Source organism: Sphaerospermopsis sp. LEGE 00249 (assembly GCF_014299995.1).
Classification (GTDB): Bacteria; Cyanobacteriota; Cyanobacteriia; order Cyanobacteriales; family Nostocaceae; genus Sphaerospermopsis; species Sphaerospermopsis kisseleviana.
In genome coordinates this window covers 35803-58243 of record NZ_JACJUZ010000027.1, presented here as the reverse complement: position 1 = coordinate 58243, position 22441 = coordinate 35803, and the positions used below count along the sequence as shown (strand labels likewise).

The window sequence follows — 22441 nt, the reverse complement described above, 5'->3', positions numbered from 1 at the left end:
GGACTGGGGACTGGGGACTGGGGACTGGGTAATCAATTTTATATTTCCCAATCAACTGTCAACTATCAACTGTCAACTATCAACTATCAACTATCAACTATCACCAAAACTAGATAGGATCAAATCAGGATAGTTGGAATGCTTTCAGTACAAAGTATCAGAGTTTGAGTTAAATTAATTCTCTAACTGGAACTGATAACTAACGTAAGTTGCTAGTTATGCAAGAAAGGCTCTCAAATGGAAGTGAAAAGGAGAAATAGACAGGAAAAAACCAGGGAATACTATCATAATTGATTCTTTATCCTGACTCCTGTACGGGCAAAGTAGGGGCAAAGTAGGGGCGAAGTAGGGGCGAAGCATTCGGAAAATAGCCTTTTCATAAAATTGATCATTGGTCGGCCGAATGCTTCGCCCTTACAGGAAAATAGGCTGTGACAAAAATTGATCGATCATTGGTCGGCCGAATGCTTCGCCCCTACGACTCCTATTCTTAACTAGCAACTTGGGTTAAATAACTGATAACTGATAACTGATCACTGATTTACTGGAGAGAATTGTTTATGAATCTGGTTGTACTCCAGAACTGGCTGGATAATGCCTCCTTTGCTGTTTTGTTCTGCACTATGCTGGTGTATTGGGTGGGGGCGGCTTTTCCGAGTTTATCGGTGACTGCGGCTTTGGGGACAGCTGGAATGGCGATCGCTAATTTGTGTATTGCTACTCTTTTAGGGGCAAGATGGATTGAAGCTGGTTATTTCCCTCTTAGCAATCTTTATGAGTCTCTATTTTTCCTCACTTGGGGAATTACTGCTGTCCATCTCATTGCTGAAAATACGAGTCGTAGCAAGTTAGTGGGGGTTGTAACTGCTCCTGTAGCGATGGGAATTACAGCTTTTGCTACTTTAACCTTACCTTCAGAAATGCAGGTTTCTGAACCTTTAGTACCGGCTTTAAAGTCGAATTGGTTGATGATGCACGTCAGTGTGATGATGTTGAGTTATTCGGCTTTGATGGTGGGTTCTTTGTTGGCGATCGCTTTCTTAATTGTCACTCGCGGCCAAAACATTCAATTACAAGGAAGTTCTTTTGGTAATGGTGGTTATCGCACCAATGGTTACAAACTTATCAAGGCTGAAGAATTAGTCACAGAAACCCTCACTTCTGCATCGGAAAATAATGGTTTTTCCCGGTTGGAAAGTAATAACAATGGTAATGGTACTGCTGTTTTAGATGCGGTAAAAATTACCTCTGTTGCTACTGCGGAAATTCTTTCTCCTCAACGTCTTACCCTAGCAGAAACCCTAGATAATATTAGTTATCGCGTTATTGGTTTGGGTTTTCCCCTACTCACAATTGGTATTATAGCCGGTGGTGTTTGGGCTAATGAAGCTTGGGGTTCTTATTGGAGTTGGGACCCAAAGGAAACTTGGGCTTTAATTACTTGGTTAGTTTTTGCTGCTTATCTTCATGCGAGAATTACTCGCGGTTGGCAAGGTAGAAAACCGGCAATTTTAGCTGCTGGTGGTTTTGTTGTAGTTTGGATTTGTTATTTAGGTGTGAATCTTTTGGGTAAAGGTTTACATTCCTACGGTTGGTTTTTCTAGTTTCAGCAGTCAGCTTTCAGCTTTCAGCTTTTGATGTGTTGATCATTAATTCCTCCTTTCTGTTGAGAGGGGGAATATTTTTTGATCTCACGCAGAGGCGCAGAGGCGCAAAGATACAAAGAAAAATTCAGGAGAAGTTATAACGTATAATATTCTTGAATATACTTGGTTTGATGAATTTCAAGGTAATATCTGTGAGTCATCAATTTGCAATGCTAAATCAAAATGATGTAATTTCTGTGAATCCAGAAAATTTTGACAGATTAGATGTATCTAAAACTATGACAGCTAGTGAATTAATAGAAGTAATTAAAGAATATATAGGTTCTGATGATCACGACGCAAAACTGTTTACAGAAGGTATGGAAGCAAAGGTACTCAGACCTGGTGATGGTTGGAAAAAGGGTAAAATCAGGGTTTGCATAGAATTTGAACCTGATGAACCGACAGTCAAAGAAATAGTTGTGAATAATAATTCAAAATTAAATCAAGAAACTTCACCGTTAGATGATTTAAGAGAAAAATTGAAATATACTGAATGAATAGAATCAAGTTTGTAGAGTGCATCAGACGCACCCTACAATATGCAATTAAAGATTAAAAACCTTGTCGATAACCAACGCTCACACCATAGGAATTAGGTGGGCTGATATCGCTACCAGCATCATTTTTGTAGGAGCTTATGCCCAAATATTTAAATTCAACAAAAGCATTACCTTTTTTGGCGACTTCATATTGAAGACCTACTTTACCTTGATAAGCAAAAGATGAGCCAATACCAAGGTCTATATCTTCAAGCTTACCGCTAATTAAACCAACACCTATACCAGCACCAATGTAGGGACGAAATTTAGAGCCAGTCGGGATATCATAGTAGCCGTTCACCAGTACAGTAGTTGCACTCACATTACCTGTAGCTGGAAAAGAGTCACTATTCAAATTACCTTTATTAACACCAAAAGAAGCATTACTAACTTCTAGTTCAGCGCGAGCATCTTTCCACTGATAACCAGCAGCTATGCTATATTGAAATGCAGAATCTAAGTTTAAGCTACCGCTTAATCCACGATCGGAGTTTTCTGCTTTTAGATCATTTGGGAAAGCACCACCAACACTTCCACTTAGATACCAATAGTTACTTCCAGGTTGACTAGAATCAAACAAATCAGCATCCCTATTCTGAGCTACTAAATTAGATGAATTAGACTGCTTGTTAGTAGGTAATAAAGGACTTTGTGCCATGAGATCAGCGGCTTTCCTAGAAACTTCCTCAGCTTGAACAGAGGTAGTCAGTAAAGTAGCTGATATTAAAGATAGCAAATAACACCAGTTTTTTTTCATGTGTAGGTAAACTTTGATTTCAAACTAAAAAACGAAATTATCTTGTGCTGAAGATTGTATAGAAATTTACCCAATATTGCTGATCTACTATAGTTTCAACGATACCAGTAAAACTTCTCTTTGTTCTAACTAGCTTTAGTTCCTGAATGAGTATTGAGCAACCACAACAACCTCTTTTTTTGTCCTTACACAAAAAAGTATCTCATCACTATATGTAATTGTCATCACTAACTAATTATCAGTATTTAAGCTCATAAAACTAATAAAACTAATAAAGTTAATAAATTTAATAAAGTTAGTGCAAATTAAGATACAATCCACAATACGAGCTTGAAAGAAAACTGGACTATGGATGGGAAAGAGTTAATCAAACTATTTAAAGATTGGGTAAAGCGGGAAAAAGAACAAGATTTAGATTTAGATCCTTGTGAAGAAGCAATTCTGGAATATTCTCTGCACGGTGAACCATACAAAAAGATGAAAATTCCCAATTATGCTCCCAGTACCATCATGATTATTAAAGGTCCCCAATTATTCAAGAAACTGGGTGATACCATAGGAACAGATATAAATAAAAAAAATTGTCGGTTAGTGCTAGATGAACTTTTAAAAAAAAAGAAAGAACTTGTCACAGAAGAGAACACTAAGCACAGATAAATTCACAGATAAATTCACAGATAAATTCACAGATAAATTCACATATAAATTTGCTGGAAGCACCAGATGTAAGTGATTTTTATGGACGACAACAAGAACTGTCTGATTTACAAAAATGGATAGTTACCGAAAACTGTCGTGTGGTAGGTGTTTTGGGGATAAATGGTATTGGTAAATCTGCGCTAGTGAGGGAGTTAGTTGAAAAGGTTAAAAATGATTTTGATTATGTGATTTGGAAGAGTCTTGAATATTCCCCTTCCTTAGCAGAAATTTTAACTGATATAGAGTGCTATTTTGCATCAAATAATCCAGAAACAAATATAAATAGAAGAATTACAAATCTGATTAATTTATTAAATCAGCATCATTGTTTATTAATATTTGATCAATGGGAAGGAGTGATGGGAACTAGTGAATTACTGGACAATTATGATTTATTACTAAGAAAAATTGGAGATTTAGCACATAATAGCTGCTTGGTTTTTACCAGTATACAAAGACCAAGAGTAATGAATTTATTTGTAAATAAGCAACAAATTAAGGAACTTTCATTATGCGGTTTACAAATTCAAGATGCTAAAAACCTATTGACAGATTTGGGAATTGTCAATTCAGGAATAGAACAACTAATTGACACATACAAAGGACATCCATTAGCTTTAATTCTGGCTTCTGAACCAATTAAAAACATTCACGATGGACAAATTTATGAATTTTTGGAAGGAACAATTTATATACCTGATGTGATCATGGGATTACTTGATAAACTTTTTTTTAATTTAACAAACTTAGAAATTCAAATTATGCAACAATTAGCGATAGCGACAGAGCCACTATTAATTGCTCAAATATCTCAAATTTTCCCCTTTAAAGGAGAAATTAGTCAAGCGATAGATAATTTATGGCAAGTGCGTTTGCTTGAAAAAGCTGATATATTAGCAGGAGGTAAAATTCTTTGGGTTCTGAATCCTTTAATTAAAAAATATATTAAAAGACGTTATAACTGATTGTAAAGGTTGATTACATGAAAAAAATCCGCAAAAACTTCCGTCAATACACCATCAGGGCTAAAATAACATTTTTAATCTTGATATTAAGTTTTACTGTTTGGGGATATTGGATTATTCATCCTCAAGATAATTTATTTATTGGGTTATATAATTATTATTTTTATAATACTTGGTGTAACAACTTTAAATTATCTGACAATTTATCTTGTGGTGAGGAAAGTTTATTTACACAAGAGAAATTTTCATATTTTCATGCAGGTAACTGGCAAAAAGCTGTTAATTATTTTACTCAAAAGAGAAATACAGATCCAAATAACCCGGAAATTTTGATCTACCTTAATAATGCCAAATTGATGCAACAGGAAAAAATCACTAGTGAAAAAAGTTACACTATTGCTGTGGTAGTTCCTATTAATGGAAACTCTGAAGGTATAGCAAAAGCTCTGTTAAGAGGTGCTGCACAAGTTCAGGAAGAATTTAACAAAAATCCTAAATATCCAGGTCTAAAAATTATCATTGTTAATGATAAAAATAACCCAAACACTGTGAATAAATTAGCTGAAGATATACTCTCTAAAAAAGACATAGTTGCAGTTATTGGACATTATGCCTCTGAACTCACTAAAGCCGCTTTACCAGTTTATCACAAGCATCAAATAGTTTTTATTTCTCCTGCTTCTACTGCTTTGCGACCAGATATTTTAAATGGTAATACATATCCAAATAATTTTTTCTTTCGCACTGTTAATAGCGTTAAAGTTCAGACTACTCTACTGATTGAAAAATGGCAATTAGCTAAATTAGCTAAGGAAGAAAAAGTAGCTATTTTCTACACACCAAGTAGCACTTATAGCAAATCTGCTTTGGAAGAATTTCGGAAGCAATTGGATGCAAATAAGATAATTGCAATAGATATATCTCAACCTAACTTTATTCCTAATAAGATATTAAATGAAGTTAAAAAACAACGAGCTAAAGCACTTATTCTTATTCCCGATGGTCATGTTAATTCTCTCTCTTTCAAAAATACTTTAAGTATCATTGATGTTAATGAAAATCAATTACCGATGGGAGGACTGTGGGTTTTATATGATCCTCAAATACTTAATCGCAGAAATCTTGTCAAAAATCTTTTAATATTCATTCCTTGGCATCCTTTAACTGCTCCTAATCAGGAGGTTATTACCAAAGCCCAAAACCTTTGGGGAACAGGTAAGATAGATGCTCAAACTGCCATGTCTCATGATGCTACTTTGGTGTTGACAAAAGCTCTGGAAAAACTAAATATCAACGATTCTTTGCAAAAACAAAGATTAGATATACAGCAGCATTTAAGAAGTCTACAGGTTATAGGAGGTGCTTCGGGTAATATTTCTTTTGATCAGGATGGAGATAGGAAAGAAAATATTTCTCAAATAGTCCGTGTTGTACCTACTCAATGTTCTACCTATGGGGCTATGTTTGTACCGATTAACTATAATGTATCAGATTTAAAGTGTCTAGATCAGGAAGCATCCCAATTTTGAAAAAATGACAGCAGCAACACTAAAAAATCTCTTAAACTCTCTTACCTTTGTGTCCTTTGCGCCCTTTGCGGTTCAATCATATCAGTCCCTTGGAACATTTAAGTTCGTTAGATCAAAATAAATTTACACAAATTTACACATTTGGGATGCTCCCATATATAATGCTAAAATCTTAAAATCAACCCATATTTTATTAACCGAAAGGAGAGATAATTATGATCGAAACAGGAGATATTATTAGCAATCGTTATCATGTACTTCAAGAATTAGGAGATGGGAATTTTGGTAAGACCTTTGAGGTAGAAGATAGCTTAATGGGTGATCATAAAGTCATTAAGGTTTTAAGGTTCGGAAATTCTAGCAATCCGAAAGTTGTGGAACTTTTTGAACAAGAATATGATGTATTGAAAAAATTAAATCATCCAGGAATTCCCAAGGTGAAAGTGGATGGTTATCTCAAATTTCGTTGTATTCACACCCAGGAAATTTTACATGGGTTAGTAATGGAGAAAATCGCTGGACAGGATTTAGGTGAATGGCTAAAAAAAAATCAAAAAATTACTAACACCAAATTAGCTATTGAATGGCTAAAACAACTAATTGATATTTTAGATCATGTTCATAGTCAAAACTATTTACATCGGGATATTAAGCCAGATAACATTATGTTAAAACCTGATGGTCAATTAGTATTAATTGATTTTGGGATTGTTAAAGAAGCTACTCAAAAAACTCAAAAGCAAACTATTCCTGGTACACAAATTGGCACACCTGGTTATTGTTCACCAGAACAAGAAAATGGCATAGGGGTAACTTATCAATCTGATTTTTTTTCTTTGGGTCGTACTTTTGTTCATTTACTAACTGGAATTTATCCTGGAAATGGAAACTTGCAACTAGATCCAAGAAATTCAAAGTTATTATGGCGAGATGAATCTCCAGAAATTTCTGAAGAATTTAAAGATTTAATTGATGATTTAATAGAGCATCAACCACGAGACAGACCAAGAAATACTCAGGAAATTTTACAGGAAATCAAAGAAATTGCAGCAGATAATAAGCCAACTTTATTTCCTGTACCAATTGTTTTTTTAAGTTTTGCTCTCAATCTAGTTTTCTTGACTTTACTAGCTATGGGAAATATATTAACACTAGGCTGGAAAGTGTTTTTCTTAGTTGTTGTCTGTGTGATTGGTGGGTTTCTCTTTTTACCTTTGATTAAATATTTATTATAATTTGTGATCATTAAACTTATGAATTTCAATCTATCCTTGTCAACTAAAATCATGCACTAGCAGCAACAGAAAAATGAGCTTATGGACTCCTCTCCACGCCCACATACATCGTACTATCCGCGCTCGTCATTTATTTGAGCGTCACCAAAATCTATTAGTCGCAGTTTCCGGTGGTCAAGATTCTTTATGCTTAATTAAATTATTATTAGATTTACAACCTCAATGGGGATGGAATCTAGCTATAGCCCATTGTGATCATCGTTGGCGTTCTGACTCTCCAGCTAATGCGGATCATGTCCAAAATTTAGCACAAACTTGGAATATACCTTTTTATTTAGAAACAGCTATAAATCCTGTTAATAGTGAAGCTACAGCTAGAAATTGGCGTTATCAGGTTTTAACGAATATTGCCCAAACATATAATTATCAATATATCATTACTGGACATACAGCCAGCGATCGCGCGGAAACTTTACTCTACAACCTTATGCGCGGTACTGGTGCTGACGGTTTACAAGCTTTAACTTGGCAACGTCCAATGACTGACAATATTACCCTAGTACGTCCACTTTTAGAAGTTACTCGCACCCAAACTGAGCAATTTTGTCAGGATTTTAATTTACCAATTTGGGAAGATTCCACAAATCAAAATTTACAATATGCTCGTAATCGCATACGTAACGAACTTTTACCATATCTCAAGCAAAATTTCAACCCCCAAGTAGAATCTCACCTAGCACAAACAGCAGAACTACTGCAAGCAGAGGTAGAATATCTAGAACAAACAGCCCGTCAATTGCGGTTAGAAGCCTCAGTAAAGGGTGAGAAAGAAGATTTACAACTCAATCGTCATCTTTTAAAAAAACAACCCCTAGCTTTGCAACGTCGAGTGATGCGTCAGGTATTACAGGAAATATTACCTGATGCTCCCAACTTTGAACACATTGAAAAAATCACAGCTTTAATTACAGCACCCAACCGTTCTCAAACTGATCCTTTTCCCGGTGGAGCGATCGCTCAAGTACAAGGTGAGTGGATATGTATAATCAAGAAGCAAGGATGAGTGAGATTTTCATCCTCATCCTTTCTAAGAAGCTAACAAATCCAATTGAGGAATCAAACTTTTAATAGTCTGACGCATCTGGGTAATAGTCTGAAGTTGAGAATCACCACTCTTTTGAACATGATTTACAGATTCAGAAACAGCTTGTAGCTTATCCCGTAAACCATCCAAACAATCCTGAATAGGTTGTAAAGCTTCTTGATAAAGATTGACCTTACCCCAACATTCAGCAGTTGTAGTTTGCAAGTTCAGTAATTGTGCTTCCAGTGATTTAATTTCTTGACGCTGAGACTCTAACTCATGGGTTTGATGTTCTATTTCCCCTTGCTTGCTTTCAATATCAGCAATCAGTTGCTGAATCTCACTTTCTAGCTTTTGCAGTGCTTGGGATTGTTGTTGTCGTTGGGTGTCAATTTGGGCAAGAATTGACTCTAAATTAATTGCATTATTACCTGTGGAGTGGGGAACAGACTGTCCTTGTCGGTGCAGTAAAATAGCTTGATGCTGTTTAAAAATTTGCTCCTGTTTTCGTAAATTATGGCGTTGTGGTTTTAAACTTTTATTTAGCATCTGATAGAGGTCTTGTTCTTCAGCGAGTTCTGATGCTAAATTTCTGAGTTCATCTCCAGATGCATGCCGGATCTTTTTCTCTATTTCTTGTATAGCTTGTTCCTTGTAATTTAATTCTTGTTCCTGGTCTTGAACGAAACTAGAATCTATTTCTAGTTTATTTTGTAAGTCGTGTACAATTTTTTGCAGTTCTTCCAGAGGGAGATGCTGCAAAGCGTCTACATCAACTTGACTGTCCAAAACCATATTCCCAGTCATTGTCAAAAAAGCCTGGGTTTGTTGGTATAAATATTCTTGATTTGACAATTGTGCTTTAAGTAAGTCCAGAAAATCTTGTTTACTGTTCAGCTGTGTTTTCGTCAGTTGTAACTGAGTTGTTTGTTCCTGCAAATAATTTTGCTTTTGTTGGAGTTGGGATTGGCGATCGCTCAAAGTTTGGCAGAGTTGTTCAACTTCCCCTTGTTGTTGTTGAGCCAAATGGCGCTTGGACTCTAGTTGTTGCCAATGTGGGTTGAGAGTGGCTTGTTGCTTTTCTACAAGTTCAAAAGCCAAATTCAGATTTTTCCGCAATATTCCCGTAGAACCAACGCCATTAGATAAGCGATTGAGTAAATCAGCAATTCTTCGGCTTTCATCCTCATTGAAAACAGTCCCCTGGTGAGAATCTGCTTTAATTTCATCAAGACGACGTTGTTCTCCCCGTAAATGCTCCCAAGCACCTTCGAGTTCGTGACGATTGCGTTCAACTTCTGCCCGCAATCTGTCAATTTGCTCACGGGATTTTTCAACTTCCTGCTTGTTTTTTTCTAAGCTTTGTACCTCTTGTTCTAGATTTTGCAGTTGTTCCCACCGCGCTTCCATGTCAATTTCACGGCGATTTATCTCTTGGACTTGAAACATTAGTGACTGCTTCCACGAGTCAATTTCATCTTCCTTGAGCTTAAATTTTTCCACTTGACGGGAAAAACTTTGCAAAATGTTTACTAGCGGCCGACCGGCTTCCTGAATCCGCTGTAATTGACGATTCGGACTCAGTTCCACCAATACAAGTGCGCCATCATTCAATTTGCTGGCTTCCTCAGCCACAATTGTTTCTTCTGAGACATTACTCCAATTCTGGTCACTACGTTGACAAGCGAGCAGTTTGAGTTCAGTTTTAGAACCGCCACTCAGTAAACCGCCTTTCTGCTTTTGTACTTCTGCTAAATACAGCACACCGCTAGTCCTTTTGATGTACTTTACGTCTGTGTTTCAGTATATACCTTAGATTATTTTTTGCATTTGTCTTGTTTAACCGTGCGTGATGTTTTCACATCACACGGCTCCTCTGCAAGTTAACCCTTGTCATGGGTACTAAGCTGAGTTGAAAGTTTGCCGATACCACCCCCGTATTTCTCACAAAGAACAAGAAAAAAAGGGTCAAAAACTGAGAAAATCTATATGTATAAAGCATTTCAACAGTTATAAAGTACGACCCAATTAACAACAGATTGTACACCAAAACAGTTCAAATTTGAAAGAGAATAAACCCACCCAGTAGTAGTAAATTTCCAAGGTGGGAAAGTAACAATAGCTCATTTTTAGTTTTTATTTCGAGTTGAGAATTCAGTTTTCTCTCAACTGTGTTTCCTGATGTCTGAGTTTTACCAAAAGAATCTTGATATCCGTATCTAGCAGCTAGGTTACATATAATTTATTACAGCTTTTATCGAATTTATACTGTGACATTTATTTTTTCTCATCGCCGCCCTTCATGTATCAAATAAATTTCACTTGGTGTAGCTTTTCATCAATTATTTTTTCCTCTTGTGAGAAATTCGGGGTCTTCATTATATATTATGCTAGATTGCGTTCACAAAAACCATAAAACCCTTATGATATAAATACGGGCATTATTTATTAACACTTCGACAAGCTCAGTGCATCGCATTTTAGGTATTTTTCATGGGATATGGCTTTTTGCCTTTATTTTTAAACACATTTTTGATGTTTAATTAATAGTTTGGCATACTAGGTACTGAAGAACCATTAATATTTACAACACCAGACCGGATCGCATATTTTATATCCTGTATACATAATAGTGACTATGACTACCGTGTGAACACTAACTTTGTCAAAACTCGATCAAAAAATGAGCATATCTAGGTTTTCAGAATATTGGTGAGAGACAATCATCTAGCCATTCTACTTGAAACTGGTAAAAGCTGAAGGTGACAATAATTGACACTTTGCGTTCTCAAGGAGCGCAGATTCTTGATTCAACGAGTCCACTTAGACTAGATCCCTTGCAGTTTCTAGCAAGCGAGGTGGTTCTCTCCTCAAGCGTTACTTAGGGAATGCCCTTCCCTAGTTGGATGATTCCCAATTTGTTTGAGTTTAAATTATGTGTCGTGTTTCGACTACTTCGACTTACTTCGACTGCGCTCAGTACAAGTGGCTCAGTACAAGTGCGCTCAACACGAGTCTAGCCCCCATGTAGACGCGAAGCGGCTTCCCGAATAGTAGATTTTACTTATTCCTGGGTAGTAACTAGAACTATGGAATAGAACCCACCAATCTTCAATTGTCAAGGTACAGATTGCCGTTAGGCAGTTAGGTTTTTATACAGGTTGATTACCATACCTGTTGAAAAGCAATATATCATGACTGCCTCTAAAGGGGCAAGCCGTTCGCCTACATCCACCGACTGAAGTACGATAAAGTATCGGAACTTGGTGGAGATACTTTATCGGGCGTGGTTTTGGCGCACTCGATTTTCTTATAAAGTAATCTTTCTAGAATACTAAGGAGGGGGGTTTTAAGTAAATGCAGGGAAATTTAAACGAAATTGATATTTGTAGTATTCTACAACTGATTTCCTTAGGACAAAGAACTGGGCAGTTGTGGGTGGAGGCACACCACACTTACCAAAGCCACAAACTGAGTAGGGAGGAAACCCTCAAGCACCGTTCTGCAAGAGAGAGTAAACCACTATCTTGGTTTGTATTTTTTCTAAACGGTCAAATCGTCTACTGTCAAGCTGGTGAAAGTAGTTTAGCCCGGATTGATGATTACCTACGTCATTACCGAGTTGAGCAACGGCTTAACAAAATGCAACTTACCACCTTAGAATCAACAAATTCCCCAGAGTATGCCTACATCTGGGCGCTTTTAGAGCAGAATATCATTAGCCCAAAAGTAGCTAGGAATATTATTTATGGCTTGGTACATGAGACACTGTTTGATCTGTTGAGCTTACACCAAGGCAGTTTCATTTTCGATTTAGGGACAGCACTTGTTCCCCAACTCACCAGTTTAGAAATTACGCCTTTAGTCACAAAAATTACCAAGGAGGTGCAAGAATGGAAACAGTTATATCCACATATTCAATCGCCGGAACAGTTACCGATGCTGGCTGATCTAGCTAAATTGACAGATTCACTACCAGTATCTACAGTGAATAAGTTACAACATTGGGCGGATGGGAAAACATCCATACGCCAATTGGCTCGTTATCTGAATCGTGATATTTTAACTATTGCCAAAGCAATATATCCCTACGTACAACAGGGGTGGCTACAATTAGTATATTCAGTTTCTTCAGTGCCTGGTGATCAAATACCAAATTGGGAGAAAGTAGACAACCATAAAGGAAAAGGACGGATAGTATGTATTGAAGATGCGATCGCCATCTGTGAAACTGTAGAGTCAATTTTGAAACCACAAGGATATGAAGCGATTTCCATCACTAAACCTTTAGAAGCCCTCAGCCTCGTTTTTCAACTCCAACCCAATTTAATTTTATGCGACATAGCTATGCCGGAATTGGATGGATACGAAATTTGCTCCATGCTGCGACATTCCACAGCATTTCGATTTGTACCAATTATCATGCTCACTGGCAAAGAAGGATTTATTGATCGTGTCAGAGCGAGAATGGTTGGAGCTACAGACTATTTGACAAAACCATTTGCAGATACGGAATTACTTATGCTTATAGAAAAATATATCAACGTAGATCCCAGTGTGGGAATATAAACCAAGACAAGACTTGTGGATTTGCTCAAAGATAGGGTAAAAAATGTTATTACAGAATCAGCTAACTCCAGTAAAATGACTTTGTAAATTAGTTAAATATTAGACTTAATTTATACAATTATTAGCTGGGAAGAGAATTGGTGAACATTCCAGAACCGAAAGTCTGACATAGGAGGTAGATAGGTATTTATGAGTACAGTTCTGATTGTCGAAGACAGCATCGCCCAAAGGGAGATGATCACAGATCTCCTCAAAGCTAGTGGCTTAACTGTCACCCATGCGGGAGACGGAGTAGAAGCTTTAGAAGCCATTCAAAGCACACCTCCCGATTTAGTAGTTTTGGATATTGTCATGCCCCGTATGAATGGCTACGAACTTTGTCGGCGGTTAAAATCCGATCCCAAAACCCAAAATGTCCCCGTAGTCATGTGTTCTTCCAAAGGAGAAGAATTTGATCGCTACTGGGGAATGAGACAAGGAGCAGACGCTTATATAGCCAAACCGTTTCAACCAACTGAGTTGGTAGGAACAGTCAAACAATTACTGCGAGGATAAGGATGATAACAAAATGGTCAGCAAACCAGACTTTTTAAGTGGCAGCGGTCCAGACCAATTTAGCCCAGAATTACAACTAGAAAGTCCTGATAGCGTTAACGTGGCACAAGCCATAGACCCAAAAGGCGAGTTACATTTAAGATTTTATATTCCTTCACAACAGGAGTTTGCATTACCGGCAACTGGGATCAGGGAAGTCATCGAACTCAGTCCTGATCGGATCACCCCGATTCCTAATGCTTCTCCACTGCTTTTGGGTACTCTAAATTTACGAGGTCGATTAATTTGGGTAGCAGATTTAGGTCAATTTCTGGGAGATGCCACTCCATTAAACACGGATAGGTCGGAGATACCAGTAATTGCTATTGAAGATCAAGACACAATAGTAGGCTTAGGAGTAGAACAAATATGTGGTATGGGTTGGCTTGATGTACAGTATCTAATGCCAGCCAATAATGTACCAGATACGATGGCTCCTTTTCTCAGGGGCGAATGGATAGATACTGAAAATAATAAGTATCTAAGATTGATTGATCAAACAGCAATTTTGCGGAGTGCTAGGTGGGCAGGTTGAAGTCGGGAGGGAGGATATGGCAGCAAATATAGATGATCGTAATTCAAAATATCAGCAGGCACTAACAGCCTATACAGAAGGAAATTATGAATTCGCCGCTACTTTAATAGACCAAGCGGTGCATAGTTCACCAGATGAAGCCAATTCTCATCTGTTGCGGGGTCACATTTACTATGTTTTGCAGCAGTTCGACATTGCCCAAGCAGAATATGAGCAGGTGTTCCATTTGACAGATGATCAAGAAATTTTAGGTTCTGCAACTAACTACCTAGAAAGTATTCAACAATACTTTGAAGCCTTTGGTGAAGATGAATCCACCGTCGAGACTAGTCAACAGAGAAATCATCTGGAGTCTAATGGTCTGGTAATGGATGAAGCAGATTTACTAGATTTAGGAGTTATGAGAGACTTGGATAACGCCAACTTTGATTTGAAATCGTTTGGTGACTATGAAGCATCTCAAGACTCGCTTGAAGATATGTCTTTGAGTAATCCTTTTACAAGTGATTTAGATAGTATTGATCTTGACAAGCTACCAGATAGCTCAATAGATTTCGGTCATGATCCTTTTGCATTGGATCAACCATTTTCAGAGTTAGGAGCAACCAGCAATGATGCTGAAGTATCAAAAGATTTAGAGTTACCTCCTTTTTGGCAAGAAGGTATTTCATCTGAAGAGAATATTGGAACATCAGTAGAAAATAGTTATTTAACTGATCTGGATGCAAATTCAGAACAGGAAATTTCACTAACCAGTGAAGCGGAGACTAACTCACCATTTTTGGGAAAAATTAATTTATCAGGTGAAAAGAATTGGGCAAGTGCGCCTGAATTAATGCTGGAACAAGATTCACCAGACTTTGAAGATATGAAACTGGAGAATTTGAAAATTGCCAACAATAGTCAGGAAAATATTAATGTAGTCATTGAAGAACATGAAATCAATAATCATTTAAATAGACATGATTTGCCAGACAGTAGTGCAAATACATTTTGGAACCGACCAGATCATTTGAGAGAAAAAAAATCAGAAGAATTTGAACCTGAACTTGACACAAGTACCCAAATTTCATCATCTGTGAACAACAATTTTGCCGATGATGAGCAAGGTATAAATTTGGATACAAAATATCATGCAGATGAATTTGATGATGATCATTTCGATTTAGAGGCATTTGAGTCTGCCTTTGGTTCAGAAAGCTTTACCACTGATGAAGAAGAGAATCCAAATGTGCAGGGAGAAAATTCCCCAAACAATATGGAATTTCTGGGCGATTTTGACGAATTTGACGATTTAGGCAGTATTCCCAGTTTTAACCTCACAGGAGAATCTGAGTATCGAGAAATGAGTGTGTCATCACAAACAAGAGAAAGGTCGAATACTGCTAACAGTAGTTTTTCTCAAGATTTCTCGATGAATTCAGTTGATGATGAAGATATTGACAGAAATGAAGAACTATTCACAATTACAGGAGCGCAAGAAGCAGTTCCTGTCTTTACCCAACCAGAAGTTTCTAAACTAGAACCCAATGTCAGTGTTGAACAGGGTCTATTCGGATTTTTTGAAAATGCCTCTTTAGATAAAAAGCAATGGTATATCGCTAGTACAGTGGGTTTGACATCCGCAGTAGTAGCAGCTTTGGTCAGTTTTGGAGCTACCACATTTTCTCCACCAGACCAACGGGAGTCAGTGCGAAATACAGGCTGGGCAATGGCTTTAGCCGCAGGACTGGCAGGTGGGATGACAGCTGGTTTCATGGGAAATCTGACACTCAAACAAATTCGCCGCACAACCAAAGATTTGCAAGCTCAGTTTGATGCTGTGCGAGAAGGGAATCTCAATGCTCAGGCTACCGTCTACTCAGAAGATGAACTAGGGTATCTAGCTACCAGCTTTAATGATATGGCACGGGTAATTTTCATGACCACCAATGAAGCCCAGCGGAAAGCGGTGGAACAGGAAGAAGCCAAAGAAAACTTGCAACGCCAAGTGATTCGTCTCTTAGATGATGTGGAAGGGGCAGCAAGAGGAGATTTGACAGTTCAAGCCGAGGTGACAGCCGATGTCTTGGGAGCAGTAGCTGATGCCTTTAACCTGACAATTCAAAACCTGCGGGATATTGTTCAACAGGTAAAAATGGCAGCGAGGGAAGTAACCAAAGGCTCAACCAACTCAGAAACCTTTGCTAGAGCCTTATCAGGGGATGCTTTGCGGCAAGCAGAAGAGTTGGCTGTCACCCTTAATTCCGTACAGGTCATGACCGAATCTATTAAACGGGTAGCAGATGCCGCCAAAGAAGCAGAAGTTGTAGCCCGTGATGCCAGCGTGATCGCAGTGAAGGGGGGAGAGGCGGTAGAAAATACGGTAGCGGGGATTTTGGAAATTCGGGAAACAGTGGCAGAAACTACGCGAAAAGTGAAACGGTTGGCGGAATCTTCGCAAGAAATTAACTCTATCGTTGCCTTGGTTTCCCAGATTGCTTCTCGCACTAACCTATTAGCACTTAACGCCAGTATTGAGGCTGCCAGAGCCGGAGAAGCCGGACGGGGGTTTGCAATTGTTGCCGATGAAGTGCGGCAGTTAGCAGACAAATCCGCCAAGTCTTTGAAAGAAATTGAACAAATCGTCATGCAAATCCAGAGCGATACAGGCTCTGTAATGACAGCGATGGAAGAAGGTACACAACAGGTAATTCAAGGGACAAAATTGGCAGAAGAAGCCAAGCGATCGCTAGAAGACATTATCGAAGTAGCTGGTCATATCGACAGTCTGGTGCGCTCAATTACCGCTGATACCGTAGAACAGACGGAAACTTCTCTGGCTGTGGCTCAGGTGATGCAATCAGTGGAACTCACAGCCCAGGAAACGTCCCAAGAAGCACAACGAGTTTCAGGAGCATTACAACACTTGGTGGGAGTATCCCGCGACTTGATCGCTTCTGTGGAAAGCTTCCGAGTGGAAACTATTGAATCTAGGTAAAGGGAGTGTTTAATTTTGGATTTGAGATTTTTTTATCCAAGATCCCAAATCCTAAATTCAACATTCAGCCTTATTCCTGCATTAATAGTCAGGATTCATAATACAAAATACAGAATAAATAAGACTTTGAACATCCTAATTGATATGTTTTCTAAAATCTCTAATCTGTTAATTCCTGAGCAAGATAATACTCCTGACTCCTGACTCCTGACTCCTGAATTCTTCTCATTAATCGTTCATCCTTTATTCTTCATCCTTGTTTATGCAGCTGGAACAACAACAACGGATATTGGGTTACTTCATCGAAGAAGCCAGAGACCACCTGAACACCATTGAACAGGGGTTACTGAACCTACAAGAAACCCTTAATGACCCAGAAATGATCAACGAAGTCTTCCGCGCTGCTCACTCCATTAAAGGAGGGGCGGCTATGCTAGGATTGACCAGTATTCAGCATACGTCTCACAGGCTGGAAGATAGTTTTAAAGTTCTTAAAGAGCAACGAGTTGAGGTTGACCAAAAACTAGAGTCTTTGTTTTTGAGTGTCTCTGATACTTTAAAAGCTTTGTTGGATAATTTGGGTAGTCCCTTTGGTCTGTCAGAGGAAACTGCAAATACTTTGATGTCCGAAACTGAACCGCTGTTTGCAGAACTAAATCAGCATCTAGAAAAACTTTTACAATCAGGAAATATTAACACCCCCATTGCTGTATCTGCACCGACACCACCACCAAAACAGGAAGTTGTACCTCCAGTAAGTACCCAAAAACCGCCAGTAGTCAGCCAAAATAATTGGTCAGATTTTCAAAGTCAAGTCCTACAATCCCTGCGGGAAATGCTGCAACTTTTTAAACAAAGCAGCACACCTTCATCTAGGGAAAATTTACAGTCATGCTGTCAGCAATTATTTAAACTTGGTGAAAAATTTAATTTGCCTAATTGGTCTAAATTGTGTCAATCTGCCAATAATGCGATCGCCAATCCTGATAATAGTTATCTCACTTTAGCCAAAATTATTATTACTGAAATCAAACAAGCTCAAGAATTAGTTATTCACGGTAAAGAAGCAGAAATAACCATTGGTCAAGAATTAGAAGCACTGGAGCTAATTCCAGAACTGGAGTTGTTAGAACTAAATTGGGCAGAGGAAAAACCACAGCCAATCACATCCTCTAACGATACACTAGAAATACAAGAATTACATACAGATAATGTACTGGATAGCAGCGCAATTGTTGAACCAATAGAAGAATTTGACATAGCAGCAGATACAAGCATTCAAGACTTTGATAGTTTGCCAGAAATCGCTAGGGATGACACAGATGTAAATGCTTTTAGTCTCAATTCCTTGTTCACTGAAAACGATGACGAAATACTCAACTTCAGTGGTGATCTTACTAACTTAAATGGACTAGAAGTAGGCATTGCTGAGTTCAATACTCTAGAAGATTTATTTCAAGGTGAGTCTCCCGATTTTGAAAGATGGGAACAAGAACAAATACCAGACACTACCATCAATCAATTAAGAACTGGTGATACTCAGGTTGAAGATAGTGATATTCCTGTAATCTTGAAATCAGAAAATCATGCACCATTAGCATTTGATCAAGAGAAATTAACTCAACCAGAATCCACGGTAGAAGAAAACAGTTTTGATGACTTATTAAGAACTACAACTACTGATTTTCTAGAGGAACTGACTGTTGAAGAACCTACATCAGAACAGATACAATCTCAACCAGAAAGTTTGTCTTTAGATTTGTTTGGTGAAATTGAAGCAGATACAACAGCCACAACAAATGATTTAGAAATTGATGATTTATTGCCTTTAAATCTCAATACAAAAGAAGCAATTTCTGCCGCTGCACCTGAATATGATCTTAATAGCTTCTGGACAGAAATGGATTCAGAACCAGCACAGTTAAATGCTGCTGAATTAGAACAGGATGTGGCTAAGGAATTAGAAGAAAGTTTATTTGCAGGTTTTGGGGAAACTGTAGCTGATAGTCAGCAGTCATCTAACCTCAACTTTTATTTAGCAGACTTTGATTTTACTGAAAACCAACAACAAGAGATAGGAGATTCCTGGTTGACATCTGGTGGAGATGATTTATTTGCTGATTTAGAAAATGCTCCTTCCACTTCTCCCACAGCAGATAATAATCAGGTGTTATTGCCGGAAATTGATAGCTTTTCCCAACAACCAGCAGCAATGAATTTTATAGCAGAATTTACCGTTCCATCTGCTCAGACAAATGCTGATTTGGAATTGGATATATTTGCTGGTTTTGATGACAACAGTAATGAGGATGTATCACTTTCCTGGGAGAAGATCACAGTAATTCAGTCAATTGAAGATCACCAGGAAACCACAAAGACAGCGATCAATGATCGCAATCTTAGTGAGGAAAAACAGCCAGAGGTATTAGAGCAGGATATAAGTGAAAATCTGGGGATAGATATTGATCTTTCCTTTGATCTTTCCTTAGATGTTGATTTGCCAGAATTGGCTTTAGAACAAGAAGAAATTACAACAGATTTATTTGCTCAAACGCCTCTAAGGCTACCTCTAACACTAGAAGCAGCAAATTCTCAACGATTAAAGTTAGAAACCACAACCACAAATACTGCGGAAAATGTAGTAGATGAACTGGCAGAATTGGCAGTATTCAATACTTCAGAAAATGCAGTAGATGAATTTGCAGAGTTAGAAGCATTACTCGATGAAGAAGAATTAGAAACCCCCAATCCAAAGTCCATTCCAGACGCAGATTTTGCGGCTTTAGAAGCATTACTGGGTACAGATAATGCTTCAGCAACAGAGATACCACAAACGCCACCAAAACCGAGTCCACCTGTGGCTGCAAAAGCTAAAAATATAGCTGTGTCTTCAGACATACCAGATGAATTTAAAGACTTGGAGGAATTACTTCAACAAGCAGATCAAACAATTAACTCATCAGGAAGAGGGATAAACTCAAATACTAGCAAAGTGCCACGTCCGGCTACTCGTCGTGTTCGAGAAGAAAGCATGAAAATTCCAGTCAAGCAACTGGATGAAATGAGCAACTTAGTTGGGGAGTTGGTGGTTAATCGCAATACCTTAGAACAGGATCATGAGCGTCTGCGACAATCATTAGATAACTTATTGATTCAAATTCAACATCTTTCCGATGTGGGCGCAAGGATGCAAGAATTATACGAGCGATCGCTCTTGGAAGCTTCACTATTGAAGAGTCGCAGAGCCAGAGAAAAAGGTTACAACAGTTCCAATGATCGGGGTTTTGCCTCCGAAGAAATGGACGAGTTTACCGAATTTCACCTACTTGCTCAAGAAACCATAGAATACATTGTCAGAGTTCGGGAGTCAGCCAGCGACATTGACTTTGTTACCGAAGAAACTGAACGAGTAGCACTACAGTTCCGCCAAGTCACCAGCCAACTACAAGAAGGAATAACTAAAGCGCGAATGGTGCCTTTTGCTCAATCTGTTGATCGGTTGCGTCGAGGGGTGCGGGATAACGGCATCAAATATGGAAAACAAGTAGAACTGATGACAGAAGGGGTAAATACATTAGTTGACAAGATGATTTTGGATCATCTGACAGATCCCCTCACCCATATGCTCAATAATGCGATCTCTCACGGTATTGAAACTCCAGAAGTTCGCACAGCTGCGGGTAAATCACCTGTGGGAACAATCAAGATCCGCGCTTTCCACCAAGGTAATCAAACTGTAATTGCTGTCAGTGATGACGGTGCCGGTATTGATCACGAAAAGGTAAAACAGAAGGCACTGCAAAAAGGTGTGATTACACCAGAAGAAGCAAAAACCATATCTCGCCAAGAAGCTTATGAACTTTTGTTTCTGCCCAATTTCAGCACAGCCGATCAAGTTGATGATATCAAAGGTCGGGGTGTGGGTATGAACGTAGTTCAAACTGATATTAACGAAATTCGTGGTACTGTCACCACTGATTCGGTACTAGGTAAAGGAACTACCTTTACTATTCGCCTACCACTCACCCTGAGTATTTGTAAAGCTCTCTGCTGTATTTCCAACAAGTCAAGAATTGCTTTCCCAATGGATGGCGTGGAAGACACATTAGATATACCCGTTACAGATGTTCAGAAAGATGCGGATGGACAATCGTTTATTTGGTGGCGGGAAACAGTCCTACCCTTCCGAACTTTACAGGAAATTTTGGTTTTCAATCGTCATATTGCTCGCGGTAACGTCTACAGCAACACACGAGAAGATGACACAATTTCTGTGGTTGTTTTGCGCTCAGGTAATACAATGGTCGCTATCCAGATTGACCAAGTGTTGGGTGAACAGGAAATTGTCATTAAGCAATTTGAAGGACCGGCACCTAAACCCAGTGGTGTGGCTGGTGCTACAGTTCTCGGTGATGGTCGCATTATGCCTATTGCCGACGTTTTAGAAATTATTGACATCTTCCAAGGTAAGATGTCTAAACAAATTGGTGGTGGCTCTTGGCAACGAAGAACGGCTCTTCCTGTAGATAACGCTCCAGAGGTGAAGATTGATCCGACAGTGTTAATTGTCGATGACTCTATTACTGTCCGGGAATTACTTTCTCTCACTTTTACCAAAGCTGGTTATCGTGTTGAACAAGCCCGTGATGGTCAAGAAGCTTGGGATAAGCTGCGTTCTGGTTTACCTTGCGATATTGTCTTCTGTGACATTGAAATGCCCCGCTGTGACGGTCTGGAATTGCTTTCCCGTATTCAAAAAGACGGTAGTCTTAATCACCTACCTATAGCTATGCTGACCTCACGCGGTGCAGACAAACACAAACAAATGGCTGTTCAACTCGGTGCTAGTGGTTACTTTACTAAACCCTATTTAGAAGAAGCACTATTAGAAGCCGCTACTCGGATGCTCAAAGGTGAGAAGTTAGTAACGGCTTAGGGGGTGAATGGGGACTGGGAGAGTCAGGAGTTATTGAATTTTGACTTTTGACTTTTCATTCTCCTTTCACATTTACAGCAGATTTTATGGCTATGAGGTACAAATCATAATCATAAAACTCTTGTGGGGTGGGCATACTTCGACAAGCTCAGTACAAGTCTTGACCGCCCATAGTGTACCTCATTACACCGGAAAGTGCTGTAAGTAGGGCTTGCTGAATAAAGACAAAAGCTAGATATATTGAAGGTTTGAGGCTAATAAACAAGAAAAAGATGCAAGGATTTTAAAGTGTATATCTGAAAAAGTGTGCATTTTGGGTCTGATAAATCAGGAAATTATAGGATGACAGATAGCTGAAACTGTCACCTGT

Annotated in this window: 14 protein-coding genes; 12 read left to right on the top strand and 2 right to left on the bottom strand. The window is 38.5% G+C overall.

The window, feature by feature from the left end; all coding sequences use genetic code 11:
* The first annotated feature begins 560 nt into the window (after positions 1–560).
* Complete coding sequence (ccsB, locus tag H5968_RS11540; RefSeq protein WP_187040072.1) at positions 561–1604, top strand: c-type cytochrome biogenesis protein CcsB; 1044 nt, start codon at positions 561–563, stop codon at positions 1602–1604.
* 194 nt (positions 1605–1798) lie between these two features.
* The gene (locus tag H5968_RS11535; RefSeq protein ID WP_187040071.1) at positions 1799–2146 is read left to right on the top strand and encodes a KGK domain-containing protein; all 348 of its coding nucleotides are present in this window, start codon (positions 1799–1801) and stop codon (positions 2144–2146) included.
* 55 nt (positions 2147–2201) lie between these two features.
* Here H5968_RS11535 and H5968_RS11530 read toward each other — a convergent pair whose 3' ends face one another.
* A complete protein-coding gene (locus tag H5968_RS11530) occupies positions 2202–2945 on the bottom strand; it encodes an OmpW family outer membrane protein (RefSeq protein ID WP_187040070.1) in 744 nt (247 codons plus the stop codon).
* Between the two features lie 348 nt (positions 2946–3293).
* Here H5968_RS11530 and H5968_RS11525 point away from each other — a divergent pair, with 348 nt between their 5' ends.
* From H5968_RS11525 to tilS, 5 genes are all read left to right on the top strand, one after another.
* Entirely contained in the window at positions 3294–3602 is a 309-nt protein-coding gene (locus tag H5968_RS11525; RefSeq protein WP_187040069.1) for a hypothetical protein, read from the top strand.
* Between the two features lie 50 nt (positions 3603–3652).
* Complete coding sequence (locus H5968_RS11520) at positions 3653–4609, top strand: NB-ARC domain-containing protein (RefSeq protein ID WP_187040068.1); 957 nt, start codon at positions 3653–3655, stop codon at positions 4607–4609.
* Positions 4610–4626: 17 nt separating this feature from the next.
* Positions 4627–6138 carry an ABC transporter substrate-binding protein gene (locus H5968_RS11515; protein WP_187040067.1) on the top strand — a complete coding sequence of 504 codons (1512 nt, stop codon included), beginning with the start codon at positions 4627–4629 and terminating at the stop codon, positions 6136–6138.
* A 215-nt stretch (positions 6139–6353) separates the two neighbouring features.
* Complete coding sequence (locus tag H5968_RS11510; RefSeq protein WP_187040066.1) at positions 6354–7373, top strand: serine/threonine-protein kinase; 1020 nt, start codon at positions 6354–6356, stop codon at positions 7371–7373.
* A gap of 73 nt (positions 7374–7446) precedes the next feature.
* Complete coding sequence (gene tilS, locus H5968_RS11505) at positions 7447–8436, top strand: tRNA lysidine(34) synthetase TilS (protein WP_187040065.1); 990 nt, start codon at positions 7447–7449, stop codon at positions 8434–8436.
* Between the two features lie 24 nt (positions 8437–8460).
* On the opposite strand, the gene hmpF is transcribed toward tilS, so the two are convergent.
* A complete protein-coding gene (gene hmpF / locus H5968_RS11500) occupies positions 8461–10221 on the bottom strand; it encodes a pilus motility taxis protein HmpF (protein WP_187040064.1) in 1761 nt (586 codons plus the stop codon).
* Between the two features lie 1593 nt (positions 10222–11814).
* Between hmpF and H5968_RS11495 the strand changes: the two genes are divergently transcribed.
* The 5 genes from H5968_RS11495 to H5968_RS11475 all read left to right on the top strand — a co-directional run bounded on the left by H5968_RS11495 (position 11815) and on the right by H5968_RS11475 (position 22071).
* The gene (locus H5968_RS11495) at positions 11815–13026 is read left to right on the top strand and encodes a response regulator (RefSeq protein WP_187040063.1); all 1212 of its coding nucleotides are present in this window, start codon (positions 11815–11817) and stop codon (positions 13024–13026) included.
* 189 nt (positions 13027–13215) lie between these two features.
* The gene (locus H5968_RS11490; protein ID WP_187040062.1) at positions 13216–13581 is read left to right on the top strand and encodes a response regulator transcription factor; all 366 of its coding nucleotides are present in this window, start codon (positions 13216–13218) and stop codon (positions 13579–13581) included.
* 13 nt (positions 13582–13594) lie between these two features.
* Positions 13595–14155, top strand: a complete 561-nt coding sequence (locus tag H5968_RS11485; RefSeq protein WP_187040061.1) for a chemotaxis protein CheW — start codon at positions 13595–13597, stop codon at positions 14153–14155.
* A 16-nt stretch (positions 14156–14171) separates the two neighbouring features.
* Positions 14172–17135: a methyl-accepting chemotaxis protein gene (locus tag H5968_RS11480; RefSeq protein ID WP_187040060.1), complete on the top strand. Its 2964-nt coding sequence runs from the start codon at positions 14172–14174 to the stop codon at positions 17133–17135.
* 262 nt (positions 17136–17397) lie between these two features.
* Positions 17398–22071: a response regulator gene (locus tag H5968_RS11475; RefSeq protein ID WP_187040059.1), complete on the top strand. Its 4674-nt coding sequence runs from the start codon at positions 17398–17400 to the stop codon at positions 22069–22071.
* Positions 22072–22441 lie beyond the last annotated feature (370 nt).

Coding starts and splice junctions, on each gene's coding strand:
- H5968_RS11490 (WP_187040062.1), top strand. CDS start 13,216: ATGAGTACAGTTCTGATTGTCGAAGACAGCATCGCCCAAAGGGAGATG.
- H5968_RS11525 (WP_187040069.1), top strand. CDS start 3,294: ATGGATGGGAAAGAGTTAATCAAACTATTTAAAGATTGGGTAAAGCGG.
- H5968_RS11495 (WP_187040063.1), top strand. CDS start 11,815: ATGCAGGGAAATTTAAACGAAATTGATATTTGTAGTATTCTACAACTG.
- H5968_RS11510 (WP_187040066.1), top strand. CDS start 6,354: ATGATCGAAACAGGAGATATTATTAGCAATCGTTATCATGTACTTCAA.
- H5968_RS11485 (WP_187040061.1), top strand. CDS start 13,595: ATGGTCAGCAAACCAGACTTTTTAAGTGGCAGCGGTCCAGACCAATTT.
- H5968_RS11475 (WP_187040059.1), top strand. CDS start 17,398: ATGCAGCTGGAACAACAACAACGGATATTGGGTTACTTCATCGAAGAA.
- tilS (WP_187040065.1), top strand. CDS start 7,447: ATGAGCTTATGGACTCCTCTCCACGCCCACATACATCGTACTATCCGC.
- H5968_RS11515 (WP_187040067.1), top strand. CDS start 4,627: ATGAAAAAAATCCGCAAAAACTTCCGTCAATACACCATCAGGGCTAAA.
- H5968_RS11530 (WP_187040070.1), bottom strand. CDS start 2,945: ATGAAAAAAAACTGGTGTTATTTGCTATCTTTAATATCAGCTACTTTA.
- ccsB (WP_187040072.1), top strand. CDS start 561: ATGAATCTGGTTGTACTCCAGAACTGGCTGGATAATGCCTCCTTTGCT.
- H5968_RS11480 (WP_187040060.1), top strand. CDS start 14,172: ATGGCAGCAAATATAGATGATCGTAATTCAAAATATCAGCAGGCACTA.